Consider the following 17,433-nt stretch of genomic DNA (forward strand, 5'->3'; position numbering starts at 1 on the left):
GGGCCGCCGTGGGCCTCCGCGGAGCGGTCGACGGGTGGGTGGATGCGCGAGGCTGAGCCCCGTGAACACGACTACGAGAGCGCGGTCCGTCGCGGTGGACGTCGCGGACCCCGATCTGGACGCCGACGTGCGTGCCGTCCTGGCCGCCCTCGCCCTGGACACGGACACCCGGGCCGGGAACCACTCCGAGGTGGTGGTCACCGATCGCGCGGACGCCGTGGTGGATACCGGTAGGTCACGCGTCGTGCGGGTGGGGTCTGACCGCGACCGGGGCGACGACGACGAGGTGGTCCGCCTGCCGTCCGGCACCGGCGATCTCGTGGGTGCGCTGCTCGCGCCGGTGCGTACGCGGTCGGGTCCGCTGATCGTGGTCGCCGGCGCGGTGGGCGGCTGCGGGGCCAGCACCCTCGCGGCGGCGCTGGCGGTTCGGGCTGCGCCGTCCCTCCGGACCCTGCTGGTCGAGGCGGACCCGCACGGCACCGGCGTCGATCTGGTGCTGGGCGTCGAGGAGCGGCCCGGGCTACGGGTCGAGGACGTGCGCGCCGACCTGGGCGGACCTGATCCGGAGGCCCTGTGGGGTGCGGTGCCCGAGGCCCTGCCCGGACTCGGCGTCCTGGCGCGGTCCAGGAGTGGACCGGTCGTGGCCGACCCTGTCCGCGCCCTCGACGGCGCCCCGGGAGCGGAGCAGGCCCACCGGTCGGCCGGGGGACTCGTGGTGAGCGATCGCGGTGGGCTCGCCGACGGCGGGCCGGTGTTCGCCGGTGCGGACCTCGTCGTCGTCGTCACCAGGGCCGACCTCCAGGGCGCTGTCGCCGCCGGGAACGCGGTGCGCGACCACCCGGGCGTGGTCCTGGTCATCAGGACCGGACGCGGCGACCCCCTGCACGCCGCCGACGTCGCCGACGTGGCCGGGGCGAGGAACTGGCACGTCCTGCCGGAGATCCGGGCGGTCCGCCGTGCGGCGGGCGCCGGTGAGCTGGCGGCCGCGCTCCATCGCGGACGGGCGGGCCGGGTGCGACGACTGGCCGCGCTCGCCGACGCACTGCTGGAGCAGGTGGACCTCGATGAACGGTGACGATCCGGCGGTGGTCGCACCGCCGGCCGACCTCGTCGACAGGGTGCGCGCGCGGCTCGCCGGCCTGGGCGTGGAGCCCGAGCCGGACGAGGTGGTCCGCGCGGTGCGGGCCGAGTCCGGGGTGCTGCACGGCCACCTCGACCTGCTGCGTACAGCGCGATTGGTCCGCGAGCACCTGGCCGGGGCCGGGCCGCTCGAGGCGCTCCTCGCGAGCCCCGGTGTCACCGACGTCGTGGTCGACGGGCCGGGGCCGGCACTGGTGGACCGCGGACGCGGCCTGGAGGAGACGGACGTCGTCGTACCCACCGAGGCCGAGCTGCGGGCGCTCGCGGTACGCCTGGCCGGACGGGCGGGTCAGCGGCTCGATGACGCCCGACCCTGGGCCGACGGCGTGGTGCGCTCCCGCGACGGGATGGCGTGGCGACTGCACGCGGTTCTGCCGCCGGTGGCCGTGGACGGGACCTGCCTGTCGCTGCGCGTGTCGCGGCCGGCGCAGGTGACCTTCGACCGGTTGGTGGAGGCGGGGACGGTGCATGCCTCCGCGGAGCCGCTGCTGCGGGGGCTCGTCGACGCCCGGGTGGGCTACCTCGTGGTGGGTGGCACCGGCTCCGGAAAGACCACCATGCTCGCGGCGCTGTTGGGGCTGGTCCCGGCGACCGAGCGGCTGCTGTGCGTCGAGGATTCCCCCGAGCTGCGACCCGCGCACCCGCACGTCGTGCGACTGGTGGTGCGGCACGGCAACGTCGAGGGCGCCGGACAGGTGACCATGGCCGACCTGGTCCGGCAGGCACTGCGCATGCGACCGGACCGGATCGCGGTGGGGGAGGTGCGTGGCGGCGAGGTCGCCGACCTGCTGGCCGCGCTGAACACCGGCCACGACGGCAGCGCCGGCACCGTCCACGCCAACTCGCCCACGGAGCTGCCCGCCCGGCTGGAGGCGCTCGGCGCGCTGGGCGGACTCGACAGGGCGGCCCTGTCCGCACAGGTCGCGGCGTCCCTGCGGGTGGTGGTGGGGATGCGCCGGCTGCCCGACGGGCGGCGGGGCGTCGACTCGATCGGGGTGGTGCGGCGCGAGGCGCACGGGATCGTCGTGGACCCGGCCTGGCGCGCCGACGGTGGGGCGGTTCCCGGCCGCGCGGGCCTGGACGCGGTGCTCGGGGCGAGGGTCTCATGACGGCCGCGGTGCTCCTCGCCGCCGCGCTGCTGGTGTGGCCGGGCGGGATCGCGGCCGGCAGGGTACGCGCGCTCGGGGTCGGCGGTGCGCGGCAGGCGGGCGGTGCGGGGCAGGCGGGCGGCGCGGGCGTGGCCCGGCTGCGGTACGCCCTCGCGCAGGTGCCGATCGGCGTGCTGTGGCCTGTCGCCGCGGGCACGGTCGCGCTCGTGGCGGCGGGCCCGATCCACGCCTGCGCGGCCGCCGTGCTGGGTGGCGCCGCGGCCGACCTGCGCGGGCGGGCCACCGAACGCCGACAGCGTCTCTCGCGACTGGGGGCGTGGGAGCGTGCGCTCGACGACACCTCCTCGGCCCTGCGTGCCGGCGCCGGGCCGGGAGGCGCCCTCGGGCAGGCCGCCGACGCCGCGGCCGCGCACGACCCGCGGGTGGCCGGGATCCTCGCCGCGGCGGGGTCACACGCCCGCCTGGGCGGCGACGTCGCGGCAGCCCTGCGACCCGCCGGAGGCGACGGCCCGGACGGGGACCGGGTCGCCGGGGAGCTCGCCGGCGCCTGGCTCCTCGCCACCCGACACGGGGTGGTGCTGGCCGACGTCGTGGACGGATTGCGGGCCGACGTGGCCTCGCGGCGGCAGCGGGCGCTGCGTGTGGACGCCACCCTCGCCGGACCCCGAGCCACCTCCGTCATCCTCACCGCGCTCCCCGGACTGGGCGTGCTCCTGGGGTCCGGCTTCGGCGCCGACCCGCTGGGGGTCCTGGGCAGCGGCGCGCTGGGCGGCGGGTTGTGTCTGGCCGGGTCGGTCCTGCTGTCCGCCGGACTGCTGTGGACCGACCGCATCGCGGGCGGTGCCGCCCGATGACCGCGGCCGTCCTCCTGCTCGCCGCCGCGCTGTGCGTGGCACCGTGGCGCCCGCGGGCCGCCGACAGGGCGGACGCCCTCCCGGTGGGTGCCGAGGGATCGACACCCCGGGCGCGCGACAGCGATCGACCCGGCGGCAGGCTCCCCTCGAAGGTGGCCGCCCGCGCCCTGGCCACGATCACGCGCCGCGGCCCCACCAGCGCCGACACCGGAGCCCTGGCCCAGCTGGTGGACCTGCTGGCGGTTGCGTTGCAGTCCGGTCTGCCCGTGCCCGACGCACTGGCCGCGGTCGCCGACGCCGTCGATCACTCCGATCCCGCGTCGGCGCGTCCGTTGCGGGCGGCCGCGGCGCGGATGCGGCTGGGCGCCGCCCCGGCCGAGGCGTGGCGGGAGGTCCCGGACGCCGCCCGGCTGGCCCCGATCGCCCCGGTTCTGGCCCGCGCGACCGACGGCGGCGGGTCGGTACTGGCCGCGCTCGGACACGCCGCCGATCGGTTGCGCTCCGAGGCGGACGCCGTCGCCACCGCCCGGGCGGAGCGGGCCGCCGTCATGGTCGCCGGCCCGCTCGGCCTGTGCTTCCTCCCGGCGTTCGTCTGCCTGGGAGTCCTCCCCGTCGTCGTGGGCCTGGCCGACGGGATGCTGCCGGGAGTCCTGCCGTGAGCGGACCGGCCGGCCACACCGATTCCGGGACGGAGACGCCGCCCCGGTCACCGAAGAAGGAGAACCCAGATGAACACCCACTCCACCACCCACTCCACCGCCCGGAACGCCGCCCGGAACGCCGCCTGCACGCCAGCGGTCTCCGGCGCGCCGATAGCCCGGGCCCGTGCCGCCCTGGCCAGGCGGTTCAGTGCCGTGACCACCCCGGACGCCGGCATGTCGACGGTCGAGTACGCCGTGGGGACGATCGCCGCCGCCGCGTTCGGCGCGGTGCTCTACACCGTGGTCAGCGGCGACTCGATCCCCGATGCGCTCGGAGGGATCATCGAACAGGCCCTCAACACCTCGGTGTGATGGCGCAGCGGCGGCTCCGGACCGCGTCGGCCCGCGACGACGGGTCGGTGACCGTGGAGGCGGCCCTCGGCATCGCCTCCCTGGTGGTGGTGTTCGGCGTCGCCGCCGCCGGGGCCGGCGCGGCGCTCACGCAGATCCGGGTGGTCGACGCGGCGCGGGAGGCCGCCCGGGTGGCGGCGATGGCGGGCCCGGGCGACGGGGTCGCGGCCGGACGGGCGGTGGCTCCCGGATCGGAGGTGTCGGTGGACGGCGGCGGGTCGTTCGTCACGGCCGTGGTCGTGGCCCCGGCGCGGGGCCTGCCGGGTGTCGAGCTCCGTGGCCGGGCGGTCGCGCGGACCGAGCCGGGGGTGGTGGGATGACGCGCCCCGTACCTGACCGATCCGGTGCGGCCGCGCCCCGTTCGCCGGGGTGGCGGCGGGTGGTCGACGACGACGAGGGCGCCATGACCGTCATGACCGCCTTCGCCGTCGCCGCGGTTCTGGCATTGACGGTGGCGGTTCTCCTGGTGGGACGGGCCGCCGTGGCCGCGCATGCGGCCCGGGCCGCCGCGGACCTGGCCGCGTTGGGTGGAGCGCACGCGCTGCGCGCGGGGGAGGACGCGTGCGCGGCGGCGGCCGGGATCGCGGCCGCCAACAGTGCTGAGTTGTCGGTCTGCCGGGTCGACGGCCACGACGTCGTGGCCCGCGCCGAGGTGCGCGTGGAGCTCGGGGTGTTCGGCGTGCGGTCGGGCTCGGCGGTGGCCCGGGCGGGGCCGGTCTGACGGGTCAGCGGGGACCGGCGGCGGGCCCGGCCGGCGCGGGCTCCCCGGCACCCACTCCGCCCAGTTGTCCCACCACCTCGGTGAGCAGCGCGATCGCGCCAGGCTTGGACAGTGGGTCGTTGCCGTTCCCGCACTTGGGGGACTGGATGCAGGACGGGCAGCCCGATTCGCATTCGCAGGAGCGGATCGCGGCCAGCGTCGCGCCGAGCCACGCGGTCGCGCGCCGAAACCCGCGTTCGGCGAAGCCCGCGCCGCCCGAGTAGCCGTCGTAGACGAACACCGTGGGCAACCCGGTGTCCGGGTGCAGGGCGGTCGACACGCCGCCGATGTCCCAGCGGTCGCACGTCGCGACCAGCGGCAGCAGCCCGATCGCCGCGTGCTCGGCCGCGTGCAGCGCCCCCGGCCAGTCCGCCTCCTCCAGCCCGGCGACCCGCAGCAACTGCGGGGTGAGCGTGTACACCACGGCCCGCGTGGCCAGAGTGGTCTCGGGCAGATCGAGCGGGGTGACGTCGAGGATCTCGCCGCCACGCAGCCGCCGCTGGTAGCCGGTCACGCGGGTGGTCACCTCGACGTCGGCCAGCGAGAGGGTGACGGGACCGGCGGGTACCGACTCCAGGGTCTCGATCAGGTCGATCGACACCTGCTCACGTGCGCTGGTCGTCCAGTCCGGCACCTCGGGGTGGCACAGTGCCAGGCCGTCCTCCAGGTTCAGCTCGTCCACCACGAACGACTCACCCTGGTGCAGGTAGAGCGCTCCCGGGTGGACCTGGGAGCGGGCCCGAACGGAGTCGATCGTGCCGAGCATGCGGCCGTCGACCGCGTCCACGATCACCACCTCCGCCCCGCCGGTGCCGCGGATGTCGACCTCGGCGTGCGGGGTGTGGTCGTCGGCGGCCGGGTACCAGCCGGCCGGTCGGCGCCGCACCAGCCCGTCGGCGGCGAGCCGTTCCAGAACGTCGGTCGCGCCCCACGCGCGGGCCTCGTCGTGCGACATAGGCCGCTCGCTCACGGCGCACCTCAGTTGCCCGGCCAGCAGGACGGGGTTGCGCGGGTCGGTGACGGTGGCCTCGACGGGGCGGCCCAGTAGCGCCTCGGGATGGTGGACGAGGTAGGTGTCGAGCGGGTCGTCGCGCGCGACCAGCATCACCAGGGCGCCCTGTCCTCGGCGTCCGGCGCGTCCGGCCTGCTGCCAGAACGAGGCGATCGTGCCCGGGAAGCCGGCGCTGACCACGGCGTCGAGCCCGGAGATGTCCACGCCCAGTTCGAGCGCCGAGGTCGAGGCCACGCCCACCAGCTCGCCCTCGGCGAGGCCGCGCTCGAGTTCGCGGCGGTCGTCGGCCAGGTAGCCGGCGCGGTAGGCGGCGATCCGTCCGGCCAGCTCGCGGCCGGATTCCCCGTGCTCGGAGGCGAGCCGCTCGCGGGCCCGCAACGCGGTCGACTCGGCACCGGCCCGCGACCGGACGAAGGTCAGGGTTCGCGCACCCTCCGCGACGAGGGAGGCCATGAGGGTGGAGGCCTCGACCGGGGCGGGCCGCCGGACCGGCGCGCCGTGCTCCCCGGACAGGCCCTCCATCAGCGGGGGTTCCCACAGTGCGACGGTCCGTCCGCCCTGCGGGGAGGCGTCCTCGGTGACCTCCACGCACTCGCGCCCGACCAGCGTGGTCGCGGCGACGCCGGCGTCGGAGGTGGTGGCGGAGGCCAGGATGTAGGTCGGTGCGGCGCCGAGCGCCCGCGCGAGGCGGTCGAGCCGGCGCAGGACGAGGGCGACGTTGGAGCCGAACACCCCCCGGTAGGAGTGACACTCGTCGACGACGACGAAGCGGAGCCCCCGCAGGATCCGTGTCCACTGGCGGGCCCGGCCGAGAAGTGACAGGTGGAGCATGTCGGGATTGGTGACGATCCACCGGGAATTCTCCCGGATCCACGGCCGGGCGTCGGTCGGGGTGTCGCCGTCGTAGGACGCAGGTGCCACGTGGGAGAGCTCGGGCACGGCGTCCACCAGCGAGATGACGGACGACAGCTGGTCCTGCCCGAGTGCCTTGGTCGGGGCCAGGTAGAGCACGCAGGCGCCCGGGTCCGCGGCGAGCGCGCTGAGTGCGGGCAGCTGGTAGCCGAGGGACTTGCCGGACGCCGTCCCCGTCGCGACCACCACGTTCCGGCCCGCGTGCGCGTGCTCGGCGGTGGCCACCTGGTGGGCCCACGGGCGCTCGACCCCGCGGCCACGCAGCTCGTCCACCAGACCGGGGTGCGCCCAGGCCGGCCAGTCGGCGTGCCGGGCCTCGCGCGCCGGCAGGTCGACGGCGTGCGTGAGAGGCGACGCCCCGGCCGGCAGCTGCTCGAGCAGGTGGCCGAGGAGTTCGCGTCCGTAGGTCGTCACCCCTCGACCGTAGAGGGCTGATCACCCCGTGCGCCGGATCGGCCTGCCCCGGATCTGTTCTCCTCGCGCCGCGGTCGTGATGTACTGGACTCGGTCGTCACCATCGTCCACGGGAACCCCGTGGTCGGGGGCGCCGGCCCGACACGCGTGGCCATCCCGCGAGTCGCACCTGGCAGTACGGAAAAGGAACACATCAAAATGGCACAGGGCACCGTCAAGTGGTTCAACGCGGAGAAGGGCTACGGTTTCATCGCCCCTGAGGACGGTTCGGCCGACCTCTTCGTCCACTACTCCTCCATCGAGGGCTCGGGCTTCAAGTCGCTCGAGGAGAACCAGCGCGTCGAGTTCGAGGTCGGCGAGGGCCAGAAGGGGCCGCAGGCCCAGGAGGTCCGCGCCATCTGAGGCGCTCCGCTCGATCACGGCGAGGCCCCCACCGCACGCGCGGTGGGGGCCTCGCGATGTGTCGGGGGTCGACCGTAGGCTCTGGTCCGTGACGCAGCTGTCGTTCTTCGCCGCGGACGACCACGTCCCCGAGCCCTCGGACCTGGAGGGGGCGCTGGCCGCCCGGGGTCAGTCCACCCTCGCCGGTGAGCTCGCGCAGGTCTCTGTGGCCCTCGACGCGGCCTGGCGGGCGGACGCGCTGGAGTCCCTCCTGGCGGAGGCGGGACTCGATCCGATCCGCTCGGAGGCGGGCCCGGACGGCCGCTGCACGGTGTCGACCGCGCGGACCCCGGCCCTGGTACCGGTGGTGCGCCGCTGGCGGCGGGGCGCGGTCACCGCGGTGCCCGAGGGGTGGACGCCCTCCGCCGGTGCGCTGCGCGTCTGGGTGCTCACCGCCGGCCACGTCACCGACGGGGGAGCGGTCGAGCTGGGCATCGACGCCGCGATGGAACACCATGCGCCTCGACGGGACGCCCTGCGCGCGGCGCTGGACCGCGTCGGGATCCGGACCACCTACGTCGGCTCCAAGGGTGGCGGGCCGCTGCTGCGGCTCGGGACGGCCCGAGCTCGCACGCGTCTGGCGCAGAGCATCGGGCCCGCGCCCGCCGGGGTCCCGCCGCAGCACTGGCCCGGCTAGCTGGACCTCATAGTTGGCGCCGTCGCGCCGGACGTCGGCCCTGCGCTGCGCGGACGCCGCCCGAAGTACCGTGGGGGTATGTGCATGCTGGTCGTCGCCCGTCGGGTCCACCCTCACTACCCGCTGATCGTGGTGGCCAACCGGGACGAGGTCCTGAGCCGGCCCACCGAGCCGTTGCACGAGTGGACCGCCGACGCCGGTGGCGCCGAGGGCATCGTCGCCGGCCGGGACGTCACCGCGGGCGGGACCTGGCTCGCGGTGGCCCCGGGCGGACGGTTCTCGGCGGTGACCAACGTGCGCGAGCCCGGACCCGTGCTCCCCGCAGCCGCCTCCCGCGGCGAGCTGCCCATCGACGCGCTCACCGGGCCGGTGCCCGTCGCGGAGTTCGCCCACCACGTCGTCGACGACCTCGATCGCTACGGGGGCGTCAACCTCCTGGCCGGCGACCTCGACCGGATGTGGTGGGCGTCCAACCGCTCCACCCGCGGCCCGGTTGCGCTCGGCACCGGCGTCCACGGGCTGTCGAACGCCTCGTTGGACACCCCCTGGCCGAAGGTGGTGGGCGCGGTCCACGACGTCAGAGCGCTCATGGGCACCGACGTCATGACAGGCCCGGACTGGTCCGGGGCGCTGCTGGACGTGTTGGCCGATCGTCGCCCGGCGACACCGTGGACGATGCCGCGCACGGGCGTGCCGCTGACGCACGAGTGGCGGCTGTCGTCGAGGTTCGTCCGCATCGGCCGGCGGTACGGCACCCGGTCGACCACCGCCGTGCGCGTCGACCAGCACGGCGTGGCCGACGTGGTCGAGCGCACGTGGGACGCCCGAGGACGCATCACGGGGACGGTCACCAGGCGCATCTGAGCCGGTGACCGCCCCCGCGGGCGGCTGGTTCCGACGCCGCTGACGCGGCGCGGGTGGTGCCTTCGGCCCTAGCCGACGGTCCAGGTGTTGCTGCCGTCGAGCAGCGCCTGCAGGTCCGTGGGTGAGGTCTCCTTGGCGGAGGCGACCTGGCCGCGGGCGAGGTCGTCGTAGGTGTCGCGGCGGACCTGCCGGATGATGCCGGTGACCGTGTACTCGAGGTCCTGGCTGGACAGGTTGGCCAGGGCGTGGGCGTAGGTCGGGTCGTCGGCGTGGGCGTCGTGGACGACGATGTCGGCCTCGTCCACGTCGGCGGTCGCGGCCACCGCGAGGGAGAAACCGCGGCGCACGACGCAGTGCTGGCCGTCGTCACCGAAGATGATCTTCTCGCCGTGGCGCACCGGGATCAGGTGGTCGCCGGCGTCCTCCTTGCGGAGCAGGTCGAAGGAACCGTCGTTGAAGATCGGGCAGTCCTGCAGGATCTCCACGAAGCTCGTGCCGCGGTGGCGTGCGGCCGCGTCGAGGACCTCGGTCAGGCCCTTGCGGTCGGAGTCCAGGGCGCGGGCGATGAAGGTGCCCTGGGCGCCGATCGCCAGCGACAGGGTGTTGAACGGGTGGTCCAGCGAGCCCATCGGGCTGGACTTGGTGACCTTGCCGGGCTCGGAGGTGGGCGAGTACTGGCCCTTGGTCAGCCCGTAGATCCGGTTGTTGAACATGAGGATGTTCAAGTTCACGTTGCGGCGCAGCGTGTGGATCAGGTGGTTGCCGCCGATGGACATGGCGTCGCCGTCACCGGTGACGACCCAGACCGACTGGTCGGGGCGTGCGGTGGCCAGGCCGGTCGCGATGGCCGGGGCACGGCCGTGGATCGAGTGCATCCCGTACGTCTCGAGGTAGTACGGGAAACGGCTCGAGCAGCCGATGCCGGAGATGAAGGTGATGTTCTCGCGCTTGAGCCCGAGCTTGGGCAACAGGGCGCGGATGGTGGCCAGGATGACGTAGTCGCCGCAGCCGGGGCACCAGCGCACCTCCTGGTCGGAGGTGTAGTCCTTGGGCTTCTGCGGAGCATCCGTCTTGGGCACGGACGCCAACGCGTCGAGCGGCAATGCGCTGCCGACGAGGCCGGATTCGGTGGTGGTCATGGGGTTCCTCTCCTCGCTCGCAGGTCAGCGGGTTCGGTTGGCGGTGGTGGTGCCGGTGGCGGTGTGCCCGATCCGCCGGTTGCGGGCCGCGGGCTCGCCGGTGGTGGTGATGACCCCGTCGAGCGCCAGGCGGTACTTGTCGTGCTCGGTGTGGGCGAGGCGGCCGGCGAACTCGGACTCGATGGCGGTCTGCAGCTCCTCGGCCGAGAACGCCATACCGTGCACCTTGGTGATGGGCTGGATGTCGGCGGGGAAGCGGGCCTTGAGCAGCATGGCGAGCTGTCCCAGGTTCATCTCCGGGACGAGGATCCGACGGTACTGCTCGAGCACCTCACCGATGTTGTGCGGCAGCGGGTTGAGGTGACGCACGTGGGCGCGGGCCACGCGGTGGCCGTTCGCGCGGGCGCGGCGTACGGCCTCGCCGATGGGCCCGTAGGACGAACCCCAGCCCACCACCAGCACGTCGGCCTCACCGGACGGGTCGTCGACCTCGAGATCGGGCACGTCGATGAGCGCGATCTTCAGGGCCCTGGTCCGGGTCATGAGGTCGTGGTTGTCGGCGGTGTAGGAGATGTTGCCGGTGCCGTTGGCCTTCTCCAGTCCGCCGATGCGGTGCTCGAGTCCGGGCTCGCCCGGGATGGCCCAGTCGCGCGCCAGCGTCTCCGGGTCACGGGCGTAGGGGAGGTACTCGGAGGCGGGCTTGCCGTCGTCGCCCTCGCCCTCGGCCTCGGGGGCCGTGGCGAAGTTCTTGTCGATCGCAGGCAGGGCGGCGACGTCGGGCAGCAGCCACGGCTCGGAGCCGTTGGCGATCGCGCCGTCGGACAGCACGATGACCGGGGTCCGGTAGGTGACCGCGATCCGGGCGGCCTCGCGGGCGATCTCGAAGCAGTCCGCGGGGGACTGCGGGGCGATCACCGCGACGGGGGACTCGCCGTTGCGCCCGAACAGGGCCTGCAACAGGTCGGACTGCTCGGTCTTGGTCGGCAGGCCCGTCGAGGGGCCGCCACGCTGGACGTCGATGACCACCAGCGGCAGCTCGGTCATCACGGCCAGGCCGATGGCCTCGGACTTGAGGGCCAGACCGGGACCGGAGGTGGACGTGACACCGAGGGTTCCTCCGTAGGAGGCGCCCAGTGCCGCGGCGACGCCGGCGATCTCGTCCTCGGCCTGGAAGGTCGTGACGTCGAACTGCTTGAGCTTGCTCAGCTCGTGCAGGATGTCCGAGGCCGGGGTGATGGGGTAGGTGCCCAGGAAGACGGGCATGTCGGCGGACCGGCCCGCGGTGACCAGGCCGTAGGCCATCGCCGTGTTGCCGGTGACCTGACGGTAGCGGCCCTCGGGCAGCTTGGCGGGGGCGATCTCGTACTCCGAGGCGAAGGCCTCGGTGGTCTCGCCGTAGTTCCAGCCCGCGTGCAGGGCGAGGATGTTGGCCTCAAGAATGGTCGGCTTCTTGCCGAACTTGTCCTTGAGGAAGTTCTCGATCGAGTCGACCGTGCGCCCGTACATCCACGTGAGCAGCCCCAGGGCGAACATGTTCTTGCAGCGCTCGGCGTCCTTCTTGCCGAGGTCGACCGACTCGACTGCACCGATCGTCAGGGTGCTCATCGCGACCTCGTGCACCTGGAACGCCTCGAAGGCCGGCGACCCCAGGGGGTTGGACTCGTACCCGACCTTGGTGAGGTTGCGCTTGGTGAACTCGTCGGAGTTGACGATGAGGATGCCGCCCGAGGGCAGGTCCTCGATATTGGCCTTGAGCGCCGCCGGATTCATCGCCACCAGCACGTCGGGACGGTCACCGGCGGTGAGGATGTCATAGTCCGCGATCTGGATCTGGAAGCTCGAGACCCCGTGGATCGTGCCCTGTGGGGCCCGGATCTCGGCGGGGTAGTTGGGCTGGGTCGCCAGGTCGTTGCCGAAGGCGGCGGCTTCGGAGGTGAACTGGTCACCGGCGAGCTGCATGCCGTCGCCCGAGTCACCCGCGATGCGGATGACCACCTTGTCCAGCTTGGTCTTGGACGAGTTGCCCACCGGTGCTGACCTCCAGAAAGTCGTGATGAATCGAGGCTTGTCGCGGCTCCCGTTCAGCCCTCGACGGTACGCCGATTCCGGCGCAGCCCGCGGCCACGACCGTGTGACCGGGACTGTAACAGGTTCCAGTTCGGCGACGTGGCTTCTTCCCTCACCCTAGACCGATCTGTCTATTGCTGCCAGTCGGGCGGTCCCCCCGCAGGAAAACCCCCCGGAACGCAGCGGAGATGAAAAACTCGTCATCATGCCCCACTTCTCACGACGCCTGGTCGCGTCCGCGACCGCAGCCCTCGTCGTCGTCGTACTACCACCCGTCGCCCCGGCCACGCCCGCACCCACCTCCACCCTGACCGGGGTTGACGTCGTGACCTGGACCCCGTGCCCCGCGGAGTCGGCGGCCGACGTCCTCCACCGCCTGCCCCGCCCCGACGTCCTGTGAGCCTCCGTCACGGTCCCCGTCGACCACGCCGACCCCGACGGTCGCACCGTGGGGATCGAGGTCCGCAGGATCACCGCCACGGGCGATCGTCAGGGGGCACTGTTCTCCAACCCCGGCGGGCCGGGAGGCGACGCCCGCACCCTCTGGTACACCGCACTCGACAGGGACGACGACTCCGCCGTCGACGAGATCCGTCGCACCCACGATCTGGTGATCGTGCAGCCCCGGGGCCTGGCGGGATCGGGCGCGCTCGAGTGTCTCCCCGGGCCGGAGGTGGAGGCCCCGGACCGTTCCGACCCCGACGACGACGACGACCTCAACGAGCAGGCCGCGCGGTGCATGGCCACCGACCCGAAGTTCGTGCGGTCCATCACCACGGAGAACGTCGTGCGCGACCACGAGGTGGTCCGCGAACGCATGGGCCTGGAGCGCATCTCCTTCCTCGGGTACTCCTACGGCACCGCGATCGGGATGATGTACCAGACCCTGTTCCCGCAGAGCCTCGACCGGATGGTGCTGGACTCCTCGGTCGGACCGTCCGAGACGTGGTGGTACGAGCTCCACCAGCGGCAGGCGGAGAATCGGCACCGGGCGCGCGACTACGTCCTCGCGTGGATCGCCGAGTACGACGACGTCTACGCGTTGGGGGACACCGCCCTGAAGGTGTACCGGCGGATCCACGAGCTCGACCTGTCGGAGGGGGCGGCCGCGGGCCGGTTCCTTCCGCCCCCCGCCGTGCCGGGCGATGACGCCCCGGGGTCGGTTCCCACCGGATCGCTGGCGGCGGGCTCCCTCGACGCCCTCAACACCGGGTCGGTGCGGGCGGAGAACGCCGCCGTCGCGTCCACCGGCGGGTTCGACTCGACGCCGGACGACGCCGTGGGCTACTTCCGGGTCCTCGACTTCTACAGCCGGTCCCCCGACGCCTGGCCCGACATCGCCTGGGCGATCTCGGCGAAGGTGCACGGCACGGCGCCCGACGTCGAGACACCGGAGGAGCTGGACGAGCGGATCGAGGAGGAGGCCGAGGAGCGCACCGGCCGGCCCCCGGTGACGTCCGACCAGGCCACCTACCTGAAGATCATCAACTGCAACGAGACCGCGCCGCCCCGGACGAACCTGGCGGCCCCGGCCCTGATCGGCAGCAGCGACCCGGCGGGTAGCACCGGCGAGGACGTGTGGGCGTTGACCGAGCAGACCCGATACTGCCTCTACCCGCCCTCCGCGGTCCCGCCGCGCATCGAGGCACGCGAGATGGCCGCGCCGCCCCTGATCCTCCAGGCCGACCACGACCCCAACACCCCGGGGATGTTCGGTCCGGCCACCGCCGACGCGACGGGAGGCACACTCGTCCGGATCCGGGGCACCGTGCACTGCCATTTCGACACCGGCAACGAGGCGGTCGACGAGATCGTCCTGCGGTATCTCGAGACCGGTCAGGCGGAACCCGGGCAGTATCTGGACACCCCGCGCCCCGCGCCGGGAAGCCCACCGTGGGTGCCGGAGGGGTGACTCGACGGTTCTCGTGGAGGGCATCCCGCCTGGTATGAATTCCTATAGAAGGGCCCCGGCACGCGTACCGTAGCCGGGACCGGTGGTCGGTGAAGGGCGTCGACGACGGAATCAGCGCAGGTTGGGAGCACTCCAGTGGCGAGCAAGAAGGCAGCATCGGGCGGCAAGCGGAGCCTGGTGATCGTCGAGTCCGCCACCAAGGCACGTAAGATCCAGCCCTACCTGGGGTCCGACTACGTGGTCGAGGCGTCGGTCGGACACATCCGTGACCTGCCCAAGGGCGCGGCCGACATCCCGGCCAAGTACAAGAAGGAGCCGTGGGCGCGGCTCGGGGTGAACCCGGACGACGACTTCGAACCCATCTACGTCGTCAGCGCCGACAAGAAGAAGAAGGTCGCCGAGCTCAAGAAGGAACTCGCCGGCGTGGACCAGCTCCTGCTGGCGACAGACCCCGACCGTGAGGGCGAGGCGATCGCCTGGCACCTGCTCGAGGTCCTCAAACCCAAGGTGCCGGTCAAGCGGATGGTGTTCCACGAGATCACCAAGCCCGCCATCCTCGCCGCCGCCGAGAACACGCGCGAGCTCGACACCGACCTCGTCGACGCCCAGGAGACCCGCCGGATCCTCGACCGTCTCTACGGCTACGAGGTCTCCCCGGTGCTGTGGAAGAAGGTCATGCCGCGACTGTCCGCTGGCCGCGTGCAGTCGGTGGCCACCCGCGTGATCGTCGAGCGTGAGCGCGAGCGCATGGCGTTCGTCGCCGCGGACTACTGGGACATCACCGCGACCCTGGCCACGAAGGGATCCGCCGGCGGGGACGCCGGTGAACCCCGCAGCTTCACCGCCCGCCTCTCCGCCGTCGACGGCGCCCGGGTCGCGCAGGGCCGCGACTTCGGCCAGGACGGGCGTCTGAAGTCCACCGGCGCGGCCAAGGACTCCGTCGTCCTCGCCGAACCGGCGGCCCGGGCGCTGGCCGACGCGCTGACCGGTGCCGACTTCGTCGTCGACTCCGTCGAGTCCAAGCCGTACACCCGGCGCCCCTACGCGCCGTTCATGACCTCCACCCTCCAGCAGGAGGCCGGCCGCAAGCTGCGGTACACGTCCGAGCGCACCATGCGGATCGCGCAGCGACTGTACGAGAACGGCTACATCACCTACATGCGTACCGACTCCACCACCCTGTCCGAGGGCGGCATCGCAGCCGCCCGCGCGCAGGCCACGGAGCTGTACGGCAGCGACTACGTCTCACCCACGCCGAGGCAGTACACCCGGAAGGTCAAGAACTCGCAGGAGGCCCACGAGGCCATCCGGCCCGCCGGCGAGACCTTCGCCACCCCCGGGCAGCTCCACAGTGCCCTCGACGCCGAGGAATACCGGCTCTACGAGCTCATCTGGCAGCGCACGGTCGCCTCCCAGATGGCCGACGCGCGCGGCACGACCGTCAGCATCCGCATCAGCGGTGACGCCGGCGACAACGCCTCCGGCTACGAGCGCGCCACCTTCGCCGCCTCGGGCCGCACCATCACGTTCCCCGGCTTCCTCAAGGCCTACGTCGAGGCGACCGATGACCCGGCCGAGGGCTCGGAGAAGCAGATGGCGGACGACGCCGAGCGGCGCCTGCCCCGCCTCGACGAGGGACAGCAGCTCACCGGTACCGACCTGGTCCCCGACGGGCACACCACCAGCCCGCCCGCCCGCTACACCGAGGCGAGCCTGGTCAAGGCGATGGAGGAGATGGGCATCGGCCGCCCGTCGACCTATGCCAGCATCATCCGCACCATCCAGGACCGGGGATACGTCTACGTCCGCGGCAACGCGCTTGTCCCCAGCTGGGTCGCCTTCGCCGTGGTCGGACTGCTCGAGCAGAACTTCGGCCGGCTCGTCGACTACGACTTCACCTCGCTGATGGAGGACGAACTCGACGCGATCGCCGAGGGCCGCGAGAACCGGGACGATTGGCTGCGGCGCTTCTACTTCGGTGCCACCGAGGGGTCCGGCGACGAGGACAAGGCCAACTACGCCGTGGGGCTGAAGAACCTCGTCGACGTCAACCTCGAGGCGATCGACGCCCGCAGCATCAACTCGATCCGGGTGTTCGACGACTCCGAGGGCCGCCCGGTGCACGTCCGGGTCGGTCGCTACGGTCCGTATCTCGAGCGCATGGTCGCCGGCGAGGACGGCGCCGAGGAGTCCCAGCGGGCCAACCTGCCCGAGGGGATGAGCCCGGACGAGCTCACACTCGAGGTGGCCGAGAAGCTCTTCTCGACCCCTCAGGACGGCCGCCCGCTGGGCGTGGACCCCGAGACCGGACACGAGATCGTCGTCAAGGACGGGCGCTACGGCCCCTACGTCACCGAGAAGCTCCCCGAGGCCACCGACGCCGAGAAGGCGGTCTGGGCCAAGAAGGTGCTCGCCGACGCGGATGCGGAGAAGAAGCGGATCGACGCCGAGCGCGACGCCGCGATCGCCGCCGCCAAGGACGACGACGCCAAGGCTGAGGCCAAGAAGGCCGCGACCAAGGCCAAGGCCGCCGTGACCCGCCGGGCGAAGAAGGAGGCCGACAGCCCCACCGGGCCGAAGCCCCGGACCGGGTCGTTGATGCAGTCCATGGAGCCCGCGACGGTGACGCTGGAGGACGCGCTCAAGCTCCTGTCGCTGCCGCGCGTGGTGGGCGTCGACCCCACCAGCGGCGAGGAGATCACCGCCCAGCTCGGTCGCTACGGGCCGTACCTCAAGAAGGGCACAGACTCCCGGACGCTCGACTCCGAGGACGCGGTGTTCACGGTGACGCTCGAGGACGCGGTGAAGATCTACTCCGAGCCCAAGCGTCGGGGCCGGCAGGCCGCCGCCCCCAAGGCGCTGCGTGAGATGGGGGTCGACGAGGTCTCCGGCAAGCAGATGTTGGTCAAGGACGGTCGCTTCGGCCCGTACGTGACCGACGGGGAGTCCAACGCCTCCCTGCGCAAGGGCGACACCGTGGAGAGCCTCACCGACGCCCGCGCCTCCGAGTTGCTCTCGGAGCGGCGCGCCAAGTCGCCGCCGAAGAAGGCGCCCGCGAAGAAGGCTCCGGCCCGCAAGTCGCCGGCGAAGAAGACGGCGGCGTCGCGCCGCTGAGGCCCG

General features: G+C 73.1%; 16 protein-coding genes. 13 read left to right on the plus strand and 3 right to left on the minus strand.

The window, feature by feature from the left end:
* Positions 1-61: 61 nt before the first annotated feature.
* The 7 genes from AYO52_RS00065 (at position 62) to AYO52_RS00095 (ending at position 4,876) form a co-directional block, all read left to right on the plus strand.
* Positions 62-1,075 (plus strand): chromosome partitioning protein, encoded by a 1,014-nt coding sequence (locus tag AYO52_RS00065; RefSeq protein WP_132062774.1) that lies wholly within the window; start codon positions 62-64, stop codon positions 1,073-1,075.
* Entirely contained in the window at positions 1,065-2,249 is a 1,185-nt protein-coding gene (locus tag AYO52_RS00070; RefSeq protein WP_067711434.1) for a TadA family conjugal transfer-associated ATPase, read from the plus strand. Before AYO52_RS00065 ends, AYO52_RS00070 begins: the two co-directional genes overlap by 11 nt.
* Positions 2,246-3,103, plus strand: a complete 858-nt coding sequence (locus AYO52_RS00075) for a type II secretion system F family protein (RefSeq protein WP_067711437.1) — start codon at positions 2,246-2,248, stop codon at positions 3,101-3,103. The genes AYO52_RS00070 and AYO52_RS00075 overlap by 4 nt, the downstream gene beginning before the upstream one ends.
* The gene (locus AYO52_RS00080) at positions 3,100-3,762 is read left to right on the plus strand and encodes a type II secretion system F family protein (RefSeq protein ID WP_082923650.1); all 663 of its coding nucleotides are present in this window, start codon (positions 3,100-3,102) and stop codon (positions 3,760-3,762) included. Before AYO52_RS00075 ends, AYO52_RS00080 begins: the two co-directional genes overlap by 4 nt.
* Before the next feature lie 69 nt (positions 3,763-3,831).
* Complete coding sequence (locus AYO52_RS00085; protein ID WP_082923651.1) at positions 3,832-4,116, plus strand: DUF4244 domain-containing protein; 285 nt, start codon at positions 3,832-3,834, stop codon at positions 4,114-4,116.
* A complete protein-coding gene (locus AYO52_RS00090) occupies positions 4,116-4,475 on the plus strand; it encodes a TadE family type IV pilus minor pilin (RefSeq protein ID WP_067711440.1) in 360 nt (119 codons plus the stop codon). Before AYO52_RS00085 ends, AYO52_RS00090 begins: the two co-directional genes overlap by 1 nt.
* Complete coding sequence (locus AYO52_RS00095) at positions 4,472-4,876, plus strand: Rv3654c family TadE-like protein (protein ID WP_371517018.1); 405 nt, start codon at positions 4,472-4,474, stop codon at positions 4,874-4,876. Before AYO52_RS00090 ends, AYO52_RS00095 begins: the two co-directional genes overlap by 4 nt.
* Before the next feature lie 4 nt (positions 4,877-4,880).
* Here AYO52_RS00095 and AYO52_RS00100 read toward each other — a convergent pair whose 3' ends face one another.
* Entirely contained in the window at positions 4,881-7,253 is a 2,373-nt protein-coding gene (locus AYO52_RS00100) for a DEAD/DEAH box helicase (RefSeq protein WP_067711444.1), read from the minus strand.
* Positions 7,254-7,451: 198 nt separating this feature from the next.
* Between AYO52_RS00100 and AYO52_RS00105 the strand changes: the two genes are divergently transcribed.
* The 3 genes from AYO52_RS00105 (at position 7,452) to AYO52_RS00115 (ending at position 9,195) form a co-directional block, all read left to right on the plus strand.
* Positions 7,452-7,655, plus strand: coding sequence for a cold-shock protein (locus AYO52_RS00105; RefSeq protein WP_067711447.1), 204 nt, complete (start codon positions 7,452-7,454; stop codon positions 7,653-7,655).
* 88 nt (positions 7,656-7,743) lie between these two features.
* Positions 7,744-8,331: a hypothetical protein gene (locus AYO52_RS00110; protein ID WP_067712074.1), complete on the plus strand. Its 588-nt coding sequence runs from the start codon at positions 7,744-7,746 to the stop codon at positions 8,329-8,331.
* Positions 8,332-8,409: 78 nt separating this feature from the next.
* Complete coding sequence (locus AYO52_RS00115; protein ID WP_067711449.1) at positions 8,410-9,195, plus strand: NRDE family protein; 786 nt, start codon at positions 8,410-8,412, stop codon at positions 9,193-9,195.
* 68 nt (positions 9,196-9,263) lie between these two features.
* On the opposite strand, the gene AYO52_RS00120 is transcribed toward AYO52_RS00115, so the two are convergent.
* The gene (locus AYO52_RS00120; protein ID WP_067711452.1) at positions 9,264-10,334 is read right to left on the minus strand and encodes a 2-oxoacid:ferredoxin oxidoreductase subunit beta; all 1,071 of its coding nucleotides are present in this window, start codon (positions 10,332-10,334) and stop codon (positions 9,264-9,266) included.
* A 24-nt stretch (positions 10,335-10,358) separates the two neighbouring features.
* Positions 10,359-12,362, minus strand: coding sequence for a 2-oxoacid:acceptor oxidoreductase subunit alpha (locus tag AYO52_RS00125; protein ID WP_067711455.1), 2,004 nt, complete (start codon positions 12,360-12,362; stop codon positions 10,359-10,361).
* A 244-nt stretch (positions 12,363-12,606) separates the two neighbouring features.
* On the opposite strand from AYO52_RS00125, the gene AYO52_RS00130 reads away from it, so the two are divergent.
* The 3 genes from AYO52_RS00130 (at position 12,607) to topA (ending at position 17,427) form a co-directional block, all read left to right on the plus strand.
* Positions 12,607-12,801, plus strand: coding sequence for a hypothetical protein (locus AYO52_RS00130; protein ID WP_067711458.1), 195 nt, complete (start codon positions 12,607-12,609; stop codon positions 12,799-12,801).
* A 48-nt stretch (positions 12,802-12,849) separates the two neighbouring features.
* Entirely contained in the window at positions 12,850-14,313 is a 1,464-nt protein-coding gene (locus AYO52_RS00135; protein WP_067711461.1) for an alpha/beta fold hydrolase, read from the plus strand.
* Between the two features lie 135 nt (positions 14,314-14,448).
* Complete coding sequence (gene topA / locus AYO52_RS00140) at positions 14,449-17,427, plus strand: type I DNA topoisomerase (protein WP_067711464.1); 2,979 nt, start codon at positions 14,449-14,451, stop codon at positions 17,425-17,427.
* The last annotated feature ends 6 nt before the right edge of the window (positions 17,428-17,433 follow it).

It is taken from the genome of Dietzia sp. 111N12-1, assembly GCF_001658045.1.
Classification (GTDB): Bacteria; Actinomycetota; Actinomycetes; order Mycobacteriales; family Mycobacteriaceae; genus Dietzia; species Dietzia kunjamensis.